At 63.3% G+C, this 18,408-nt stretch carries 17 protein-coding genes; 10 read left to right on the top strand and 7 right to left on the bottom strand.

The features are described from left to right. Positions 1–74: 74 nt before the first annotated feature. From VLT15_08520 to VLT15_08495, 6 genes are read left to right on the top strand one after another with little or no spacing between them, the layout of a single operon-like run. Positions 75–1,652, top strand: coding sequence for a hypothetical protein (locus tag VLT15_08520; protein ID HSR45258.1), 1,578 nt, complete (start codon positions 75–77; stop codon positions 1,650–1,652). Then, a complete protein-coding gene (locus VLT15_08515; protein HSR45257.1) occupies positions 1,649–2,728 on the top strand; it encodes a branched-chain amino acid ABC transporter permease in 1,080 nt (359 codons plus the stop codon). The genes VLT15_08520 and VLT15_08515 overlap by 4 nt, the downstream gene beginning before the upstream one ends. An 8-nt stretch (positions 2,729–2,736) precedes the next feature. After that, positions 2,737–4,263 (top strand): class I adenylate-forming enzyme family protein, encoded by a 1,527-nt coding sequence (locus tag VLT15_08510; GenBank protein HSR45256.1) that lies wholly within the window; start codon positions 2,737–2,739, stop codon positions 4,261–4,263. Next, positions 4,260–5,108 (top strand): alpha/beta hydrolase, encoded by an 849-nt coding sequence (locus VLT15_08505; GenBank protein ID HSR45255.1) that lies wholly within the window; start codon positions 4,260–4,262, stop codon positions 5,106–5,108. Before VLT15_08510 ends, VLT15_08505 begins: the two co-directional genes overlap by 4 nt. Beyond that, positions 5,105–6,103 carry a 3-oxoacyl-ACP synthase gene (locus VLT15_08500; GenBank protein ID HSR45254.1) on the top strand — a complete coding sequence of 333 codons (999 nt, stop codon included), beginning with the start codon at positions 5,105–5,107 and terminating at the stop codon, positions 6,101–6,103. The genes VLT15_08505 and VLT15_08500 overlap by 4 nt, the downstream gene beginning before the upstream one ends. 4 nt (positions 6,104–6,107) lie before the next feature. After that, positions 6,108–7,598 (top strand): long-chain fatty acid--CoA ligase, encoded by a 1,491-nt coding sequence (locus tag VLT15_08495; protein HSR45253.1) that lies wholly within the window; start codon positions 6,108–6,110, stop codon positions 7,596–7,598. A 104-nt stretch (positions 7,599–7,702) separates the two neighbouring features. On the opposite strand, the gene VLT15_08490 is transcribed toward VLT15_08495, so the two are convergent. After that, positions 7,703–8,401: an alpha/beta hydrolase gene (locus VLT15_08490; protein ID HSR45252.1), complete on the bottom strand. Its 699-nt coding sequence runs from the start codon at positions 8,399–8,401 to the stop codon at positions 7,703–7,705. A gap of 39 nt (positions 8,402–8,440) precedes the next feature. Next, positions 8,441–10,126, bottom strand: a complete 1,686-nt coding sequence (locus tag VLT15_08485; protein ID HSR45251.1) for a M28 family peptidase — start codon at positions 10,124–10,126, stop codon at positions 8,441–8,443. A gap of 287 nt (positions 10,127–10,413) precedes the next feature. Here VLT15_08485 and VLT15_08480 point away from each other — a divergent pair, with 287 nt between their 5' ends. From VLT15_08480 to VLT15_08470, 3 genes are all read left to right on the top strand, one after another. Next, complete coding sequence (locus tag VLT15_08480) at positions 10,414–11,973, top strand: DEAD/DEAH box helicase (GenBank protein ID HSR45250.1); 1,560 nt, start codon at positions 10,414–10,416, stop codon at positions 11,971–11,973. Positions 11,974–12,037: 64 nt separating this feature from the next. Continuing rightward, positions 12,038–12,259: a hypothetical protein gene (locus VLT15_08475; protein HSR45249.1), complete on the top strand. Its 222-nt coding sequence runs from the start codon at positions 12,038–12,040 to the stop codon at positions 12,257–12,259. 43 nt (positions 12,260–12,302) lie between these two features. Beyond that, positions 12,303–12,566 carry a hypothetical protein gene (locus VLT15_08470; protein ID HSR45248.1) on the top strand — a complete coding sequence of 88 codons (264 nt, stop codon included), beginning with the start codon at positions 12,303–12,305 and terminating at the stop codon, positions 12,564–12,566. On the opposite strand, the gene VLT15_08465 is transcribed toward VLT15_08470, so the two are convergent. Further along, on the bottom strand, positions 12,561–13,091 hold the full coding sequence (locus VLT15_08465) for a dihydrofolate reductase family protein (protein HSR45247.1): 531 nt from the start codon (positions 13,089–13,091) through the stop codon (positions 12,561–12,563). The two genes, VLT15_08470 and VLT15_08465, sit on opposite strands and share 6 nt — an antisense overlap. A 110-nt stretch (positions 13,092–13,201) precedes the next feature. On the opposite strand from VLT15_08465, the gene VLT15_08460 reads away from it, so the two are divergent. Continuing rightward, positions 13,202–13,573 (top strand): response regulator, encoded by a 372-nt coding sequence (locus VLT15_08460; protein ID HSR45246.1) that lies wholly within the window; start codon positions 13,202–13,204, stop codon positions 13,571–13,573. Here the strand turns inward: VLT15_08460 and VLT15_08455 are convergent. The 4 genes from VLT15_08455 to VLT15_08440 are packed head-to-tail and all read right to left on the bottom strand — an operon-like array spanning position 13,570 to position 18,273. Further along, positions 13,570–15,702, bottom strand: coding sequence for an MMPL family transporter (locus tag VLT15_08455; protein ID HSR45245.1), 2,133 nt, complete (start codon positions 15,700–15,702; stop codon positions 13,570–13,572). The two genes, VLT15_08460 and VLT15_08455, sit on opposite strands and share 4 nt — an antisense overlap. Positions 15,703–15,743: 41 nt before the next feature. After that, complete coding sequence (locus VLT15_08450; protein ID HSR45244.1) at positions 15,744–16,523, bottom strand: ABC transporter permease; 780 nt, start codon at positions 16,521–16,523, stop codon at positions 15,744–15,746. Continuing rightward, complete coding sequence (locus VLT15_08445; GenBank protein HSR45243.1) at positions 16,520–17,305, bottom strand: ABC transporter permease; 786 nt, start codon at positions 17,303–17,305, stop codon at positions 16,520–16,522. The genes VLT15_08450 and VLT15_08445 overlap by 4 nt, the downstream gene beginning before the upstream one ends. Further along, positions 17,302–18,273: an ABC transporter ATP-binding protein gene (locus VLT15_08440; protein HSR45242.1), complete on the bottom strand. Its 972-nt coding sequence runs from the start codon at positions 18,271–18,273 to the stop codon at positions 17,302–17,304. Before VLT15_08440 ends, VLT15_08445 begins: the two co-directional genes overlap by 4 nt. Positions 18,274–18,408: the final 135 nt, after the last annotated feature.

The raw sequence follows: 18,408 nt of genomic DNA, 5'->3' as shown, positions 1-18,408 counted from the left end.
AACGGACCAGAGGCACTCTCCCACCGTGCCACGTGGGGGGAGTCCCGGGCTCTCGAGGCAAGGGGGGCACAGCGGTGACCACCGCAACCTCCTCCCCTGCACGCCGGCGTTCTGATTGGTTCAAAGAGAACCGCAATCGGTTCGCCACGCTGGCGATCCTCGTCTTCTTGCTCCTCGCCGCGCTGTCGGGGGTGGAGCGGGAAGACTGGTTCTCAACGATCATGCAGGGGTTGTCGGTCGGTGCCATCACCTTCCTCGTGGCCTCCGGCCTCTCCCTCATCTTCGGCCTGATGGACGTCCTCAACCTCGCGCACGGAGAGCTGTTCATGCTCGGCGCGTACGTCGGCTGGACCGTCTACACGAGGTTCGACACGGTGGTCGACATACTCGTTCCCCTCCTCATCTTGTCTGCCCCATTCACGCTGCTGCCGCTGTGGCGCAGCCTCGCCGCCGCCATCGGGTCGAACCCGCTTCGCCGCCGCTGGGCGGGTCTGGGATTGCTCGCCGCAGGTGCCACAACGACGTTCGTTTCCGTGACTCGCTTCCCTCTGGTCATCTGGGATCCGGGCAATTTCGCGATGAGCCCCAGCAACTTCTCGGTTCAAATCGACCTGGGCACGCTCGCTCCCCTCCCACCGGATACATTCGGCTGGCCGGCGGCGATCGCCGTCCTGGCGACTCTGGCCGGAGGGTCCCTCCTGGCGCTGGGGTTCAACGTGCTCCGCGCTCAGGTCGACGAACGAAGCATCGTTACTCGCAGACATCTGCTCGGATTCGGGTCTCTGATCATCGCCGCAACCGTCCTGCTGGCAGTCAAGGAACCCCTGAACGAGTGGGTCTTCGGACTCAGCACTACCTGGCGCTTCTTCCTGGCGATGGTCGTATCGGTGGCGGTTGGTTCGGCGGCGGGGGCACTGATCGAAGTCGCCCTCATTCGCCCCCTCTACGACCGTCCGATCTATCAACTGATGGTGACGCTTGGAGTCGGGTTCATCCTGATCGAACTAGTCCGCGAGGTGTGGGGCCGCCCGGAGTTCACGATGAGCAGACCGGCAGCCTTCAACGGTACCGGCCCCGGCTGTCCCGGAGAAGGGCTGGGCGGGTTCTTCAGCGGTTGTTCGACCCTCGAGGCCTTCGGGAGCCGCCTCCGGGTCTACAACGAGGGGTTCGTGATCCTGGCCGGGATTGTGGTGCTGATCGGCGTGACCCTCCTACTCAAACGCACCCGGATCGGAATGATCATCCGGGCAGGTGTTCAGGATCCCGAGATGGTCGAAGCGCTCGGCATCAACGTTCGCCGGGTCTTCACCCTGGTCTTTGCCCTTGGATCCGGACTGGCCGCCTTCGGTGGTGTACTGGCGGCCCCGTCCATCGGACTGGGCACCGGCATGGGGGCCGTGTTCCTCCTCTCGGCGATCGTGGCACTGGCCATCGGCGGGCTGACGAGTTTCCCGGGGGCGGCGGCGGGTGCCGTGCTGGTCGGCCTCCTTCAACAGATAATCATTCGCTACGGGCAGTCGGGCATCAACCTGCCTTTCCTCGATGAGCCGTTCAAGCCGTCCCCCACACTCGTTCCGGCAGCCGCGATACTGCTGATGATCGTCGTACTGCTGGTCTTGCCGGCGGGTTTGTTCGGAAGGACCGAACGATGACGGCTTCACGGAATGACGGGAGCCTGCAGTCGATCGTACGCCGCTGGTTGATCCACCGGCGCGGCCTCCTCATCGCGACGGGCTTGATGGTGCTGTTCCCGTTCGTCGTGTCACTGGTCGTGGACGGTCAGGGCGTCGGCGCCGTGTTCGCCAATGACGAAGGCAATGCCAGGTTCCTCCAGGGTCTCGCCATCGAGATCTTCATTCTCGCGCTGTACGCCCTGAGCTACGACCTGATCCTCGGAGTGACAGGATTGCTGTCGTTCGGCCATGCGATGTTCTTCGCAGTTGGGGCGTATACCTTCGGCATCATGCTCAAGACCGCCGAACTGGCATGGCCTACCGCGCTGCTGGTGGTCCTGGCGGCGGCGATCTTGCAGGCTCTGCTGTTCGGCGTCGTGCTACCGCGCGTCAGGGGCATTGCATTCGCACTGATCACCCTTGGCATAGCATCGATGTTCTGGATCGTGATCCAGTCCAGTGACCTGGCGGACTTCGCCGGCGCCGAGATCGGGTTGCAGGGCATTCCTGCTCCGGCGCGCTTCCTCGACAGCACGAACGAGCGGTTCGTCTTCTATCTGATCACCCTCGCCATCCTGGTCGCGGTCTACATGCTGTACACCAGGATCGCCGACTCCCCGCTCGGGAAGGTCGCCAACGCCATCCGGGACAACGAGGATCGGGCATTGATGCTCGGGTTCAATACGTTTTGGTTCAAGCTGGTTGTGCTGGTCATCGCATCGGTCACGGCCGCACTGGCCGGCACGATTCACACGATCCACCAGCCGATCGTGACGCCGAACGTTGCCGGCCTCGGCTACACAGTCACCGCTCTGCTGGTGATCCTGATCGGCGGCGTCGGAACAATCAGTGGGGCCGTCGTCGGTGCCGCCGTCTTCCGGCTGCTCCAGTACTACCTGGACCGCTGGTTCGGTGGTTCTTCCGATCTGCTCATCGGAGCCGCCTACGTCGTCCTCGTCCTATACCTGCCCTACGGGATCGTCGGCACATGGAGGGTCAAGCGGCCGCAGATCGCCGACGGCCGCAAACGGCTGCTAGCGCTCTTTCGGCCATAGGAGGGTCGATGCCCATCAACACACTGTTGTCTCGCCACTCCCGTTACTACCCGGGCAAGCTGGCCGTCGTGTTCGAAGATCACCGGCTCACATTCTCCGAGTTCAACAAGAGGGTCAACCGGCTGGCCAACGCCCTGCTGGGGTTGGGGATCGGCAAGGGCGACAAGGTGGCAACCATCCTCGGCAACTCGCTCGAGGTGTTGGAGATCTACCAGGCCGTGGCGAAGACCGGAATAGTCGTTGTGCCGCTGAGCCCGCTGCTGCGCGGCGAAGGGCTGGCGAATCTGATCACCGACTCAGAGTCGATTGCAGTTATCAGCCAGGCCGACATGGCTCCACACATCCGCGAGGTGCGAGAACGCCTCACCGCCGTCGCCGACGATCGATTCATACTCACCGATGCCGACCTACCCGGATTCCGGTTCTACCCGGATCTGACCGGAACCGCCCCGGATTCCGAACCCCCCGCGGTCGCCATCGACCGGGACGACACCTTCAACATCATCTACAGCTCCGGGACGACCGGCCAGCCGAAGGGCATCGTCCACACGCACGAGATCCGCGAGGCCTACTGCACCGGCTTCGCCTCGTCCTACAGGATCAAGCCTGAAAGCGTGATCCTGCATTCCGGGTCGCTCGTGTTCAACGGGGCGTTCCTCACGTTGATGCCCGCCTTCTACCTGGGCTGCACATACGTTCTCCACCCGTCGTTCGACGCCCGCCGCATGATCGACTCGATGGCGGCCGAGCGGGTGACTCACGTGATGCTGGTTCCCTCCCAGATCATCGACCTGCTCCAGCACGACGACTTCAACGAGGAGCACCTCCCGAGCCTCGAGATGATCGGATCGGTAGGGGCGCCGCTGCTGCTCGAACACAAACAGGACCTGGCCCGCCGGCTACCCAACCGGTTCTCCGAGTTGTACGGCCTGACCGAAGGCTTCGTGACGATCCTCGATCGTGACGACTACGAGGCCAAGCCGGGATCGGTCGGCGTTCCTCCCCCGCTCTACGAAATGCGAATCGTGGACGATCACGGCAACGACCTTCCCCCCGGGGAGGTTGGTGAGATCATCGGGAGAGGCCCTATCACGATGCCCGGCTACTACAAGCGCCGGGACCTGACCGCCGAGGCGATCAAAGAGGGCTGGCTCTACTCAGGTGATCTCGGATACGTCGATGAGGACGGATTCCTCTTCCTGGTCGATCGCAAGAAAGACCTCATCATCTCCGGAGGAGTCAACGTCTACCCGCGCGACATCGAAGAGATCATCATCCAGCATCCCGACGTGACCGACGTAGCCGTGTTCGGCGTGTCCCATCCGAGGTGGGGCGAAACGCCGATCGCGGCAGTCGTCCTCAAGCCGGGGTCGAGCATCGACGGCGACGGGGTGCGCGACTGGGTCAACGCCAGGGTTTCGGCAAGATTCCAGAAGGTGAGCGAAGTGCTCGTCCTCGATTCCTTCCCACGCAGCGTCGCCGGCAAGACACTGCGCAGGATCATCAAACAAGATTACGTCGAGGAGACCCCGTGACGGACCGCTACGTTGGCACCAACGGCATCCGGCTGCACTACATCGAGCACGGCACGGGACGACAAACCCTGGTGCTGACCCATGGGCTCACCGCCAACGCCCACTCGTTCGATGGGCTGATCGCGGCCGGGCTGGCGAGCGGCCTGCGGGTTCTCGCGATCGATCTACGGGGCCGCGGTGAGAGCGACAAGCCGGAGTCCGGCTATACGATGGCCGACCACGCCGCCGACTTGCTCGGACTCTTCGATGCCCTGGGTCTCGGGTCGGTGGCCCTCGGCGGTCATTCGTTCGGCGGACTCCTCACGTATTACATGGCGGCCAACCATCCCGACCGAGTGGACCGCTGTGTCGTCATCGATGCCCCGGCCGAAGTGCATGAGGGAATCCTGGATCAGATCAAGCCGTCCCTCGATCGCCTCGAAGTCGTGCTGCCTTCATGGGAGGCCTATCTGCAGTACATCCGGGCTCTGCCGTATTTCGACGGTTGGTGGGATCCCGTCATCGAGAGCTTCTACCGGGCCGACGTCGAGGAGAACCCGGACGGAACCGTGCAGGCCAGGTCGTTCCCGGACCACATCCGCCAGGCCAGTGAAGGAACGCTCGCAGTGGACTGGCCCACCCTGGTCGCAACGATCGACCGGCCCACCCTCTTTCTGCGGGCTTCGGGCTCATTCGGCCCTCCGGGAGCCCCTCCGATCGTTCCAGAAGACCAGGGCGAGGCGACGGTCGAACGCATCAGGAACAGCCACCTCGAATCGTTTCCGGGCAACCACCTAACGTTCCTGTTCGGATCGAGTGCACCACTCGTTGTCGCCGCAATCCACAGGTTCATGGAGACTGCATGACCGCCGTCAATATCGTCGACGTGGCGTCCTGGCTGCCCGAGCATTGGATGACCGCCGCGGAGATCGGGGAACGTTCCGGGATCGAGGAACGAATCATCGTCGAACGTTTCGGTCTCGAAGGAAAGCACATCGCCGGCCCAGAGGATCACAACTCAGACATGAGCGCCCGGGCCGGTCTGCTGGCGCTCGAACGGGCCGGTGTGGAGGCCGGAGAGGTGGACGTGGTCGCCTACTTCGGATCGATGTGGCGGGATTACGAGGTCTGGTCGGTCAGCCCGAAGATCATGCAACTGGTCGGGGCGACGAATGCCTGGGCGCTGGAGATGGCCAACGTGTCGTGTGGGGCACCGGTGGCACTGAAGGTGGCATCCGACTTTCTACGCGGCGCCGCCGACGTCGACACGCTGCTGCTCGTCGGGGCCAGCAGGGAGTCGCACCTCCTGGACTACTCCAACCAACGATCGCGCTTCATGTTCAACTTCGGCGACGGTGGAGCAGCGGCGGTCTTGTCGAAGTCGCGCCCCGGTCACGAGATCGTCTCTTCGGCGATCATCACCGACGGCCGGTTTGCCGATGATGTGGCCGTCTATGCCGGCGGCAGCAAACATCCTGCCAGTCACGAGACCGTCGAAACGGGCATGCACTATCTGGATGTCGGAGATCCTGCTTCGATGAAGGAGCGCCTCGACCCGGTCTCGGGACCGAACTTCATCAAAGTGGCCCGGCAGGCGCTCGAACGTGCAGGCATCACCTCCGGTGATCTCGCCCTGATGGTGCCGCTTCACTTCAAACGATCGTTCTTCAACTGGGTCCTCGAGGAACTCGACCTTCCCGAGGAGAAAACCGTCTACCTCAACACGACGGGACACATGTCGGGCATCGATCCAATCGTCGGCCTGGCGCAGCGGCGTGAGGACCTCCGTCCCGGCGACTATGTGCTCTTGATCTCGGCTGGAACCGGCTACACGTGGGCGGCAAATGTGGTGAGGTGGTAGCGAGATGGCAGTACCGGCATACGATTGGATCGGTTTCCATGCGGATATCCGTCCGGATTCCGTGGCTCTGATAGACGATTACTCGGGCAAGACTCACACCTACGCCGAACTCGACGATCGGGTGCGCCGGATGGCCGCATGGCTGGCCGGAAAGGGCGTCGGCGAGGGTGACCGGGTGGCTTTCCTGTCGGAAAACACGATCGACATCTTCGAAGTGCTGTTCGCCTGTGCACACCTGAAGGCGATCATCGTCCCGCTCAACTGGCGACTGGCGGTACCCGAACTGCAGTTCATCGTCGGAGACAGCCGCCCGACCGTGCTGATCTACGAAGAGCAGTTCCGGCAGGCGGTCGACCAGCTCGTGGCGCCCTCCTGCCTGAGCCTCGGCGACGCCTACGAAGCTGCCCTCGCCGGAGCAGACCCTGATGCTGCTCCCTCCGTCACGGCCACCCACGACGACCCGCTGGCCATCATGTACACCTCCGGCACGACCGGCCATCCCAAGGGTGCACTAATCACCCACCGGATGTTCTTCTACAACGCGATCAACATCGGCGATGCCGTCGGACTCACTTACAAGTCGCGCAACCTGAACGTGTTGCCGACCTTCCACACCGGAGGATTGAACCTCTACACAACGCCCTGTCTGCGGCTCGGTGCATCGTCCGTCAACCTCAGGGAGTTCGACCCGGAGAGGCTGCTGCACTGGTTGGGGTCCGGGGAGATCACCCACTTCTTCGGGGTACCGGCCGTCTATCAGTTCCTGGCAGAGTACGACGGCTGGGAGTCCACCGACCTGTCCAGAGTCCAGTCGTGGGCGTGCGGCGGGTCGGCCATGCCTGTGACTTTGCTGGAGCGCTATGCCGGCAGGGGTATCTACATCAGGCAGGGAATGGGACTGACCGAAACCAGCCCGACCTTGTTCCTTACAGACGAGGAGCACGCTCTGACCAAAGCCGGCTCTGTCGGAAAACCCGTCCTCCACACCTCGATTCGCATCGTCGACGAGGAGGGTAACGATCTCCCCGTTGGAGCCATCGGCGAACTCTGGGCCAAGGGACCCAATGTCACTCCCGGCTATTGGGAGCGACCGGACGCGAACGCCGAATCGTTCACCGACGGTTGGCTGCATACCGGCGACGCAGCCCGCGTCGATGAGGACGGGTACGTCTACATCGTGGATCGGTGGAAGGACATGTTCATCTCCGGCGGCGAGAACGTATACCCGGCCGAGGTCGAACAGCTGCTGTTCAGGCACGACAACGTGCTCGACGTGGCAGTGATCGGGGTGCCCGATGAGCGGTGGGGAGAGTCCGGGCTGGCCGTGGTGGTGCCGCGCGATCCGGAGATGTTCGACGCCTCCGACATAATCCACTTCTGCGACGGCAAACTCGCCCGCTACAAGATACCGAAGCGGGCCGTGGCTGTGGACGAGTTGCCCAGGAACGCCGCCGGCAAGATCCTCAAACGACAGCTGCGAGAAGAACTGGGCTGAACCCGCGCACGATCCACCGGACCACAGCCGGCAGCCGCCGGCCGGCGGCGCGGCTCGATTTCCAACCACCCCACCGCCACAACCCGCCCCGAACCGAGATGTCCTCAAGCACGGCGGGCGATTCCTCCGATGATGGCCGCCAGCTCGCGCGGTCGCGACCACATCGGCCAATGGCTGGTGGGCAGGTCGACGTAGGCAACGTCGCGCAGTTCGGCCAGGCCGCCGAGCCACGTGTAACCCTCCGTGACCGCGGCCTTGATCTGTGCCGAGGAAAACCCCGTGCACACGACGACGGAGGGCACGTCGAGCCGGGCTTCGTTGGTCAGCTCCGCCGACTCGCGCAGGGCGGCGCCCGGCTCCGGAACGGCCCTCCGCCGAAAGGTATCGAGTTGCTCCTCGCTGAGACCGTCTAGGTTTTCCTCCTCCTCGAGTTCCTCCCGAGAAGGCAGCGGCACCTCGATCGAGGTGAGGTCGGGGTCGAGGGGGCCCTTTGCCGGGCCGGAATCGACGTAGACCATCGCCGCGATCTGCTCCGGAATCCGGTCGGTTGTCGCATACCCGGGGGCCCCGGCGCCGCTGTGCACTGCGAGCACCACCGGAGGCCCCGCAGTAGACACCGCCCGGCAGATGGCGTCGATGTGATCGGTGAGGGTGATATTCGACCGGTCGGCGTCGGCCGATTCGAGACCGGGCAGCGTCACTGCCGTGACATCGTGCCCGTCGGCACGCAAGGCGGCGGTAACCTCGTCCCACGCCCACGCGCCCAGCCAGAAACCGGGAACCAGAACAATCGGTCTACTCATGCCGGAAAGTTAGCGGCGTTCAATCCGATTTCGTGTGGATCATTCGGAGACGGAGAGTCGAACGCCGGCTGCGCCCGACGCGTCAGAAGCAGTCCACAGTGGCCTGAACAACGCTCCGGCGAGGAGTCCGAGGAAAAGCGTGATCGATATCAGGGAGATCACCTCGGAATCCAGATTCCCGGGTCTCGGTTGCGCGAACTGGAAGAAGAAGTCCATGGTGGGAACCAGCACGACGAGCGTCGGAACCGCAACGGCCAGCGTCCGGAACAAACCGAACGGCCGGACTGCTCCGTCGGCCGGAGTCCCGAGCACAACCACGCCGGCCAGCGCAGGCAATGCGAACAGGTAGCCGGCGCCCGGCAGCGTTGCACCGGTGAGAACTGCCAGACCGACCCAGATCAGGACCGCACCTCCGGCCGGGTCGGCACGCCCGGACCGCCGGCCCGATCGTCGCATCAGGAAGACGAGAACAGAGGCCCCCACGGTCAGCAGAACCGCCAGGTATAGGTAGCTCTCCCACATGCCGGGCGTGCGTCGCACACCGGTCAGCAACCACCAGATCACGCTGGAAACGACCGTACCGGCCAGGACTGCCGATAGCACGATCCCTGCGCCGGACAGCAACCGGCGGACCGGTCGGCGACCGGCCGCGGCCACAAACCCGATCGCTATCAGGATGGCGAACGGCAGCGCCCAGGACGCCGGATAGCGGACTACCCACGACCCGGCAGCGGTGAAGAAGACCACCTCGCCGTCGTCGGTTGGCCCGGCGAGATCCAAAGCGCCGAAATGGCGCGAGAGAGACAGGGCGTTCGAACCATGGTGTTGCAGACTTCGCAAGCTCACGCTCTCAACGTCGTCGGCAGGGGTGTGGTAGATGGGTGAGCCGTGGATGTAGGCGAAGTCGAAACCGGCGACACCCGCATCGCGGAACTTGGAGAAATCGGTGTTGGACCCGCCGATGACCCGGTTCACCTCGGTGATCAGGGAATAGGCGGCAGGACTGGGGACCACCGCAGCGTACCGGTCGATCATCGATCGAGCGGGGCCGCTCAACTCGATCATCACCGAAGGTCCGGAACCACCGATTGCCTCGAAGTTGAGCACGAAGCCGACGTCGTCCATCCACGGGTGGCCGGATACGAAGGCAACGGACCCGTAGCGGGGTGCAGGTTCCTCTCCATCGGTGAACAGCAAGATGACGTCGTTCCGCAGGTCCTCTCCGGCCAGCAGCGCCCGGGCAGTCTCGAGCAGCGTCGCCACTGCCGTTGCGTTGTCGTTGGCTCCAGGGCTCCCCGGCTCCGTGTCGTAGTGGCCCATCAGCAAGACGGCACCCGTTGAATCAGTTCCCGGAATACGCGCCATCAAGTTGATCACATCCACCGTGTTGCCCGGATCCCCGAAGTAGTCCGCAGCCACAACGGACTGCAGTTCGGGGTCCAAACCCATGTCCGAAAGGACCTCGACGATGTAGCTGCGAACGCCGGCGGAGGCTTTGCTCCCCATCGGATGGGACTCACGTGCAACGACCCGCACGTGCTCTATCGCCCGCTCTGCCGAGTACTCAACCGGGTCGGCGTCGACCGCCAGGGGCTGTGGCGGGATGAGCGGCATCACGCTCAAGAAGAGAGCTACTCCGATGCCGGCCGCTACGGCGGCGCCGTATCTCATGTCTCTCGGTCGGCGTCCGGAGGCTGAGTTCGAGCCTCCATCGTGGATTGCCATACAGGCATCCTATGCCGTGGGCCATCCGGGATGCCGGGCCTCGCGCCCATCGCAGCGGTACAATCACTCAGAGTTGCTTCCCAAGTCCGGAATACCTGCTATCGTTCCGCAGGCCGCACCGGGTGGAGGCCAGCGCTCTGTCGCTTCCCCGGTGGATCAACGGCTCAGTTTCTCACCCGGTTGGACCGCCTCTTCGGCCGATTCTCGATCCGTCGAGCGATAGACGCAGCGTGATCGAGAGCGAGACCGAAAGTCCAACTACGTCCCCACCGGGACCAGGAGTCACCATGTCTACCAAGTTCGCCCACCTCGGGCTGCCCGATTCGCTCGTCGATGCCCTGTCCAAACGAAGCATCGTCGAATCCTTTCCCGTTCAAGAAGCCACGATCCCCGATGCACTGGCCGGCCGCGACGTGTCCGGCAAGGCACCGACCGGCTCCGGCAAGACCCTCGCTTTTGGACTTCCCCTGCTCGCCAGGGTCGAGATCGCCAAATCACAGCGTCCCAGAGCACTGATCCTGGCCCCCACTCGTGAGCTCGCCGAGCAGATCAAGGAGGAACTGGCCCCGCTCGCCAGGGCAGTCGATCGCTACGTGTCGGCCGTATACGGCGGTGTCAGCTACGGCCCCCAGAAGAGTGCGCTCAGGAAGGGCGTCGACGTTCTGGTGGCAACCCCCGGGCGACTCGAGGACTTGATAGAGCAGGGGTCGGTGAACCTCGGCCAGGTGGACATCGTCGTCGTCGACGAAGCCGACCGCATGGCAGACATGGGATTCATGCCGGCGGTCAGGCGGATCCTCGACCACACTGCTCGGAAACGTCAGACACTTCTCTTTTCGGCGACGCTCGACGGTGACATCGCCGTGCTCAGCCGTGACTACCAGCATGATCCCGTGCGCCACGAGACAGGGTCTGTGGAGCCGGAGACCATCGATGCGCGACACCACTTCTGGCTCGTGCAGCACCACGATCGCGTTCAACACACTGCCGATCTGGTGAGAGCGGCGAGCCGCTCGATTGTGTTCACACGCACCCGCCACGGCGCCGATCGCCTCGCCAAGCAACTCGACCGGGTGGGCGTCCGAGCAGTAGCAATGCACGGCGGTCGATCCCAGGCTCAGCGATCCAGAGCACTCCAAGCGTTCTCGTCTGGCCGAGCCCAGGCGCTCATAGCCACCGATGTAGCTGCGAGAGGCATCCACATAGAAGCAGTTGCCTCCGTGATTCACTTCGATCCCCCGGCGGACCACAAGGATTACCTCCACCGATCGGGCCGGACGGCGCGTGCCGGAGCTACAGGAACCATCGTCAGCCTGGTCACCGGCGAGCAGCAGCGAGCCGTCCGCAAGATGCAGAAGGAACTCGACCTGCACGTGCCGATCGAAGCACCCCGAATCGAAGCGCTGAATCATGATGGACACCCGGTTCCCGTCCCTGCCGCCAAGCAGCGAGAGCACAACCCTGCTCCAAAGCGGGCAGACGCCCGGCGGGAGAGACGCGACGACACCCGCCCGGAGGAGCGCCGCGAGTCAAGCCCTCGCCGGCAGTCCGGAACACGAGATCGGACTCAACCCCACCGTCAGACGACCGGCGAGCAGAGCGTCTACGTCGGCAACCTGCCTTGGGGAGCCACCGGAGAAGATGTTCAGGCCCTGTTCGGACGGTTCGGTAAAGTCGAGAAGACGACCGTCGTCCTGAATCGTCGAACGGGCCGATCGAAGGGCTTCGCATTCGTAGATATGCCGCAACGCGCCGCCAACGATGCCGTTGAAGCCCTGAACGGATCGATGTTGGGCGGTAGGGATCTCACCGTTCGGCTCGCCCACCCCAAGCCCGGCCGCGACTGACCGGCGAACTCAACAACTACCTCAGCACGTCGGGCCTGCACGGCCCGCAACGAAAGGAGTGCCGATGATGGCACCAACCACCTCGCGCGCCAGCGCACCCTGGCAGTTCAATCAACTTCAAAGAGGAGCCGTATACGAGGCAACCACCCGCTTCCGAGTCGTCATCGGGGAGTACCTGGGTATGGCATCCCCATACGGTGAGCGGGCGATTCTTCTTCGCAACGCGGCCGGAACCGAGTCAATCACCCTCAACTACGTCACATCTATCCAGCCGGCGGCCGCCTGACCCGGTCGGGTAGATTCCCCGGGATGACCGGTGGAGGTACCCAATGCTGAGAACCCGATGGCGGGCGATACTCGCCGCCTCCGCCGCGACAATCTCGCTGGCAATCGGGGTCGCCGCCGTGAAGTGGTACATATGGGACATCGCCATCAGGCAGGCCGGAGAGCCCGACAGGTCGATGCTCTTCTGGGGCCTCCCGATCGTGTTCATCGGAGGCGGCGCTCTCGCCGCCGGAGGCAGCCTGGCGGTTTTCGCCGGACGCCGCTTCACGAAGACAGAGGCGGACGACCCTCCGACTCCCTATCTATGACACCACCTCATACTCATCTTGAATCCATCCGTTCTCGTACGACGTCGACCCGACCAGGGCGAGATCGATATCGGCGGGGACGGGCCCGAACAAGGGGATACCCGAGCCGAGGAGAACGGGCAGTCGGGTGATGATCATTCGCCGGACCAATCCGGCGCCCAGGAAGCTCCGAATAGTCTCACCGCCGTCCACGTACACATGGTCGAAGCCTCGCCGGTCGCATTCGGCCGCCACGGCCCGGGGTGAGAGATTCACGACTTCCGCTCGACCGGAGAAGCCGTTGGGGAGGTCGAGGGGGCGATGGCTGAGCACGAGTACCGGCTTTGCTCCGTATGCCCATTTCCCGGTGGCCAGGACTGAGTCGAATGTGTTCCGGCCCATCACCAGAGCATCGACTGAAGCCAGAAACTCGGCGAAGCCGTAGTCGGCGTCACCCGGGTCCGCTCCGGTCAGCCACTCGAGATCTCCGTCATCCCCGGCAAGGAAGCCGTCCAGGCTGGTGGCGACGTAGACGGAGGCATGCATGGATCGTTCACCATAGCCAACGGCAGAGCGGACCATGACCCGGACCGGGTTGCGACATCGACCGGCTCTCGTGCCAGAATCCGTCTTGACGCGGACACATGTGAGGGATAGTGGCAAAACGCATCCTGGTCATCGACGACGCTGAACCCACTCTGCGGCTTCTTCAGGTCGCGCTCGGACGGGAAGGCTACGAAGTGGTGACCGAGCAGAACGGTGAATCGGGCCTCGTGTCGAGCTTCGAACAGACTCCGGATCTGATAATCCTCGATATAGCCCTTCCCGACATCGACGGTTGGGAGGTCCTTGCCAGACTCCGCGACAACGAGCAAACGGCCTCCGTTCCGGTGATGATGATGTCGGCGCATGACTCGGACGAAATCCGCGGCAGGGCGGACCTGACGGAGGCATCGGGTTTTATCGCCAAGCCGTTCGCTCCCGAGCACCTTCGCCAACGAATACGGCGAATCCTCGACGACGACTAGCCGGCCTCAGGCGGCTCGGTCAAACGGACACCGTCCCGGGGCAGCATCGCCGGTATGACCGTCAACGCCGCCAGAGCTGCGGTGATCATCGACACCCACATCATCATCGATACCTGCGGATGAATCGCAAGCGGCGACAACCAGAGAGCGCTCAGCGCGATGGCAATGCCCAGCGCGTTGGCGACGATGGGCCGGCCGGCTCGATCGATGGCGCGGAGCACGTAGCCGTCACCCTCGCTCCGGGCGTTGTCTATCGCAGCAACGAAGTGAATCGAATAGTCGATTCCGACCCCCAGCACGATGCTGGAGATGATGGCCGTCAGGAGATTGAGCTGTATCCCTGAGACTGCAATGAACCCGAGCAACGTGGCGATCGTCAGCGCCACGGGCACCAGCGAGACAACCGTCTCCCTGAAGCGGCGATAGGCGGCCATCAGCATGATGAACACGAGAACGAACGCGACGGCCAGCGACACGACCTGGGCGCGCAGAACCATTCTGGCAATCTCATCCCAGATGATCGGCATACCCGTCAGCAGACGAACTCCGTCGTTCTCCTCGACGAAGTCGAGCCAGCCTTGAAGGTCCTCGTTGGTGAAATCGGAAGGCAGGAGCGTGAACCGCAAGCCGTCGTCCGACACCAGATTGCCGACCCGCAGATCGAGATCCCCACTGAGGGCTGCCTGGAGCTGTTCGGGTGGCAACGCAACGGCGATGTCGGCAACCGAGAACACTTTGCGGACCCCCGGCAGAGCCTCCATCTCCTGCGACAGGGCGGCGACGACCGCCAGCCCGCCAACGCCCTGCGCGGGGTCGAAGGCGAACTCGCCGGTCAGAGGAGTCGCTCCGCCGAAGAGCTCTTCCGTCCTGTTGAAAGCCTCGCGAACGGGGTCGTCGCTCTTGAAGAAGAACAGCTGGTCCGAGTTCACGGTGAGTTGCGGGACGGTGAACGCGACGAAAGCCAGAAGGCCGAGGGTCAGCACGATTGCCGGAACTCTGGTCAACACGAGCCGCTTCAATCCCGCCGTCAATCGGGGACCCAGGAGCGCAGTGTGATGCTTCGCCTCCACGGTGATCCGGCTCAGCAACGCCGGGAGCGAGAAGAACGAGATGATGCCGGCGAAGACGATACCGGTCGCGGCGAACGCTCCCATCTGCCGGATGGGCCGGACGTCCGTGAAAGTCAGGGAGAGGAATCCGGCCGCGGTAGAGATCGTGGTCAGGATCATCGGGATTCCGACGTGCCGCAGCGTCGACCGGACTCTTTCCACCGTGTCCCCGGTTCGTTCTGCGACCTCCTGGTAGTGGGTCACGAAATGGAGACCGTCGGCCGAACCCATCACGATCACGAAAATGGGGACTATCACGGTCACCACGTCTATCTCACGCCCGAGGGCGAAAATGAAACCGAAAGTCCAGATCGCACCGAGCAGCGCAGGGATCAACGCCAGGATGCTCAAACGCCGGTCACCGATCGTCGCGTAGAACGTGCCGATCAGGAGCATCACGATGACCGGGGGGATGATCAAGAGAAACCAGGACAGGATGTCGAGCACTTTGGCGAAGACAACCGGATTGCCGGACAACACGAGGTCGATATCGCCGGGCGGTTGATAGTCGGAGAGTTCCTGCGCAACGTCCAGGCCATCATCGGCAGGCACAACCATCAGCATCGAATGCCGGCCGTCTTCGCTCAGCAGGAGCTCGGTCAGCGGGTTCGCATCGAGGACGCCCGACAACTGGGCGTCCGGTATCAGCTCGAGCATGGCAGCAGTGATCGGCATGCCCGTTAGGGGGTTGACCTCCGGAATGAGCGACGCGACCGAGGTGACACCGGAAACCCGGGAGAGCTCGTCCCGTATCGTGACCAGCGACAACAACGACTGCCTGTCGGCGAACGACCGGCCTTCCGGGAGCGAGACGACCACGTTGATGGGATCCAAGGTGGCGTACTTGCTCTGGAGCTCGCTGAACTCACGGCCGACCTCGCTGCCTTCGAGAATGAAAGAGGAGACATCGGCGTTGAAGTCCATCCGGAACAACATCAACAGCGCCAGAACCGTCACCAGACCGGTGCCCACCAGAATGCGTTTGGAATGTCGGACGATGATGCGAGCCACGCGATCCATGCAACGCAGACTAGGCGCAACAGGTAACGGTCAACGGGCGGCTACTTCCTGCGACCCACCACCCATGCTGCCAGGAACCAGGCGCCGATCGTCCAAGCTCCGAGAATCATCCAGGAGATGCCGGCCGATTCGACGAGACCGTTCGACAGCGAGTCGCGCAACACCTGCGCCATGTGATAGAAGGGCAACACCCGGTGCACCGAAGCCCACCACTCAGGGAACTGGGCAATGGGAACGACGATCGGAGCAAACAGAATCGCCAGGAACATGATGATGTTCGTGAGCAGGTTGGTGAACCGCGGCTCCGGGATGGCGTGCGCTATCGCAAAACCCACGGAGGTCGCCATCAGAGATGTCAGCAGGACGGCAGGGACCAGGAGCGGGGACCACGCCAAGTCCACGCCGTAGTAACCGTCGGCCACGAGAAGCGCGATCAGCGTCCCCGGCACGGCCAGACCCGTGAACACCGTGAATGTGGCGGCCGCCGAGGTCGTTCTCGGTACCGGAAGGGACCACACGAAATCATAGGTGTCGCTGATCTTGTGAATCATTATCGAGTTCGGAACCATCACGAGCCCGATTGGCACCAATGCCAGTGCGGGAATCCCGGTCACGATGAACAACCGGGCGACCTCCGGGACGTCGCCCAGGTAGAAACCGTACAGGAAGGCCATACCGGCACCGGTCATGATCTGAATGACGAACGCCAGCGCCAGGAAGGTTCGCAGATTGATCAGCTCGAAACGAACCATGGCCAGGTAGCTGTTGACCCAGTACGAGGGACCGGTGCGAACGACGGGGGCGTCGACCAGCGTGTTCACTTTCGCCTCCTCAAGACGATGCCGACGATCCCGATGGACAGAGTCGCCCAAACGGCCAGCACGACATAAGACCGCCCGACATCGGTGACGATACCCTCGGTCAGCGAGTCGCGAACTGCGTTGGCCATGGGATAGAAAGGCAGATACCGGTTCACCTCGGCCAGCCATCCTGGGAGGTTCTCTATCGGGTAGCTGATCGGTGCGAATCCGAAGATCACGAAGATGAGCAGCTGCGAGATCAGCTGGGTGATATCAGGTCGAGGAATCCCGTGGGCCAGGGCATATCCGAGGAGAGTGCCGGTCACGAGCGTGAGCCCGACGGCCGGGACGATCATCAGGGATGGTTCGAACGAGACGCCGTAGCGCCAGATGGCTGCGAATAGCGCCCCGAACATGGCAGGCACGGCAATGAAGACATTGAGAGTGACCCAGGCCGCCGACGCAGATGATCGTGGAACCGGCAACGACCACATGAAGTCGTAGGATCCGGCGCTCTTCTGCTGGGCGATCAGCTGTGGGCCCATGATGACACCGACGACGACGAGTGTGACGACGACCGCGCCGGTCGACAGAAAGAGGGCGACGCGCTCCGACACGTCGTCGATCAACAATCCGAATCCGAGGACGAGCCCTACTCCGGAGAGAAGCTGAACCATTACGGTCAGCGGGAGCAGCAGCCGCATGTCGGTCAGCTGCCAGCGCAGCATGGCCGTGTAGCTGCGCAACCAGTGGGCAATCCCTGCCCGTTTGCCGGGGAGCGTCGACGCCGGAGCGGCGATCATGAATCGCCCTGCGACGTGTGGCCCGTCAGCCTGATGTAGACGTCCTCCAAGGTTGTCGCCCCGAGCGCATACTCTTCGGCGATCTCAGCCTCCATCATCTGCTGCGCCCAGGCGATTCCGGCACCGGCGGCGGCCTCGTCGATGACCATCATCAGGTTGTTCCCGACCCTGGCGTGATGATGAACCAGAGTTGGGAGTTCGGGGATTCCGTTGCCGGGGCGGAGCATCAGCTGCAGGCGCAGCCTGCCTCGATCGTCCGACTTCAGAGATGATGGTGTGCCCTGGGCGATCAGCCTTCCCTCGTTGATGATCGCAAGACGATCGACCGCCTTCTCTGCCTCCAGGACGTTGTGTGTCACGAGGAAGACCGCAGCTCCCCCGCTGCCCAGCAGCCGGATCTGTTCCCAAAGCAACCGGCGCCGGCGCGGATCTACGTCGTTGGTTGGTTCATCGAGAATCACGACCTTGCCCGGCCACACCGTCGTCATGATGAAACCGACCAGCCGCCGGACACCGCCGGAGAGCTTGTGCCCCAGGGTATCCCGCCACTCGGTGAGATCCAGCGCTTCGATCAAAGCGTCGCCACGCTCCCGAACCGCATCCGACGGACCGCCGCGAATGAGTCCGGTGATGTGTACCGCCTCGTGCATCTTGAAAGACTGGATCGGCATCTGTGCCTGCGGAAGGTACGAACAGAGCTGGCGGGCAACATCTGGATCCTCCACCAGGTCGTACGGGCCGACCCTGATGGATCCGGAGGTGGGTTTGAGGAGGCCGATGACCTGCTTCACGAATGTGGTCTTGCCTGCGCCATTCGGACCGAGTAATCCGTAGACCTCTCCCGGCTCCACCTCAATGGTGATCGCATCGTTGGCGAATACCTCGCCGTCGTAGGTCTTGGTCACGTTCTCAGCTCGAAACGCCCAGTCGGAGCGAGCTGTAGTGTCGGGCGAAGGAGACATTATCATGATGTCATTATGATGTCACATAGACGGCGGGTGGTCAAGCCCTGTTCCCGAACCTACACCTCCGCCGTAGGGCCGTTCGGCATCCGGAACAGCCCCGCCGACTCTGGGTCGAAGAGCGGGGATGTGCCACAGTTG

The organism is Acidimicrobiia bacterium (assembly GCA_035471805.1).
Lineage (GTDB): Bacteria > Actinomycetota > Acidimicrobiia > Spongiisociales > JAHEDJ01 > JAHEDJ01.
The sequence above is the reverse complement of the archived record's forward strand: the minus strand, read 5'-3'. Positions and strand labels throughout refer to the sequence as shown.

What these genes read in the sequence shown, in the direction of transcription:
- VLT15_08440 (HSR45242.1), bottom strand. Translation starts at nt 18,273, where the DNA reads ATGATAATGTCTCCTTCGCCCGACACTACAGCTCGCTCCGACTGGGCG.
- VLT15_08495 (HSR45253.1), top strand. Translation starts at nt 6,108, where the DNA reads ATGGCAGTACCGGCATACGATTGGATCGGTTTCCATGCGGATATCCGT.
- VLT15_08480 (HSR45250.1), top strand. Translation starts at nt 10,414, where the DNA reads ATGTCTACCAAGTTCGCCCACCTCGGGCTGCCCGATTCGCTCGTCGAT.
- VLT15_08455 (HSR45245.1), bottom strand. Translation starts at nt 15,702, where the DNA reads ATGGATCGCGTGGCTCGCATCATCGTCCGACATTCCAAACGCATTCTG.
- VLT15_08485 (HSR45251.1), bottom strand. Translation starts at nt 10,126, where the DNA reads ATGGCAATCCACGATGGAGGCTCGAACTCAGCCTCCGGACGCCGACCG.
- VLT15_08445 (HSR45243.1), bottom strand. Translation starts at nt 17,305, where the DNA reads ATGATCGCCGCTCCGGCGTCGACGCTCCCCGGCAAACGGGCAGGGATT.
- VLT15_08465 (HSR45247.1), bottom strand. Translation starts at nt 13,091, where the DNA reads ATGCATGCCTCCGTCTACGTCGCCACCAGCCTGGACGGCTTCCTTGCC.
- VLT15_08515 (HSR45257.1), top strand. Translation starts at nt 1,649, where the DNA reads ATGACGGCTTCACGGAATGACGGGAGCCTGCAGTCGATCGTACGCCGC.
- VLT15_08500 (HSR45254.1), top strand. Translation starts at nt 5,105, where the DNA reads ATGACCGCCGTCAATATCGTCGACGTGGCGTCCTGGCTGCCCGAGCAT.
- VLT15_08470 (HSR45248.1), top strand. Translation starts at nt 12,303, where the DNA reads ATGCTGAGAACCCGATGGCGGGCGATACTCGCCGCCTCCGCCGCGACA.
- VLT15_08475 (HSR45249.1), top strand. Translation starts at nt 12,038, where the DNA reads ATGATGGCACCAACCACCTCGCGCGCCAGCGCACCCTGGCAGTTCAAT.
- VLT15_08490 (HSR45252.1), bottom strand. Translation starts at nt 8,401, where the DNA reads ATGAGTAGACCGATTGTTCTGGTTCCCGGTTTCTGGCTGGGCGCGTGG.
- VLT15_08510 (HSR45256.1), top strand. Translation starts at nt 2,737, where the DNA reads ATGCCCATCAACACACTGTTGTCTCGCCACTCCCGTTACTACCCGGGC.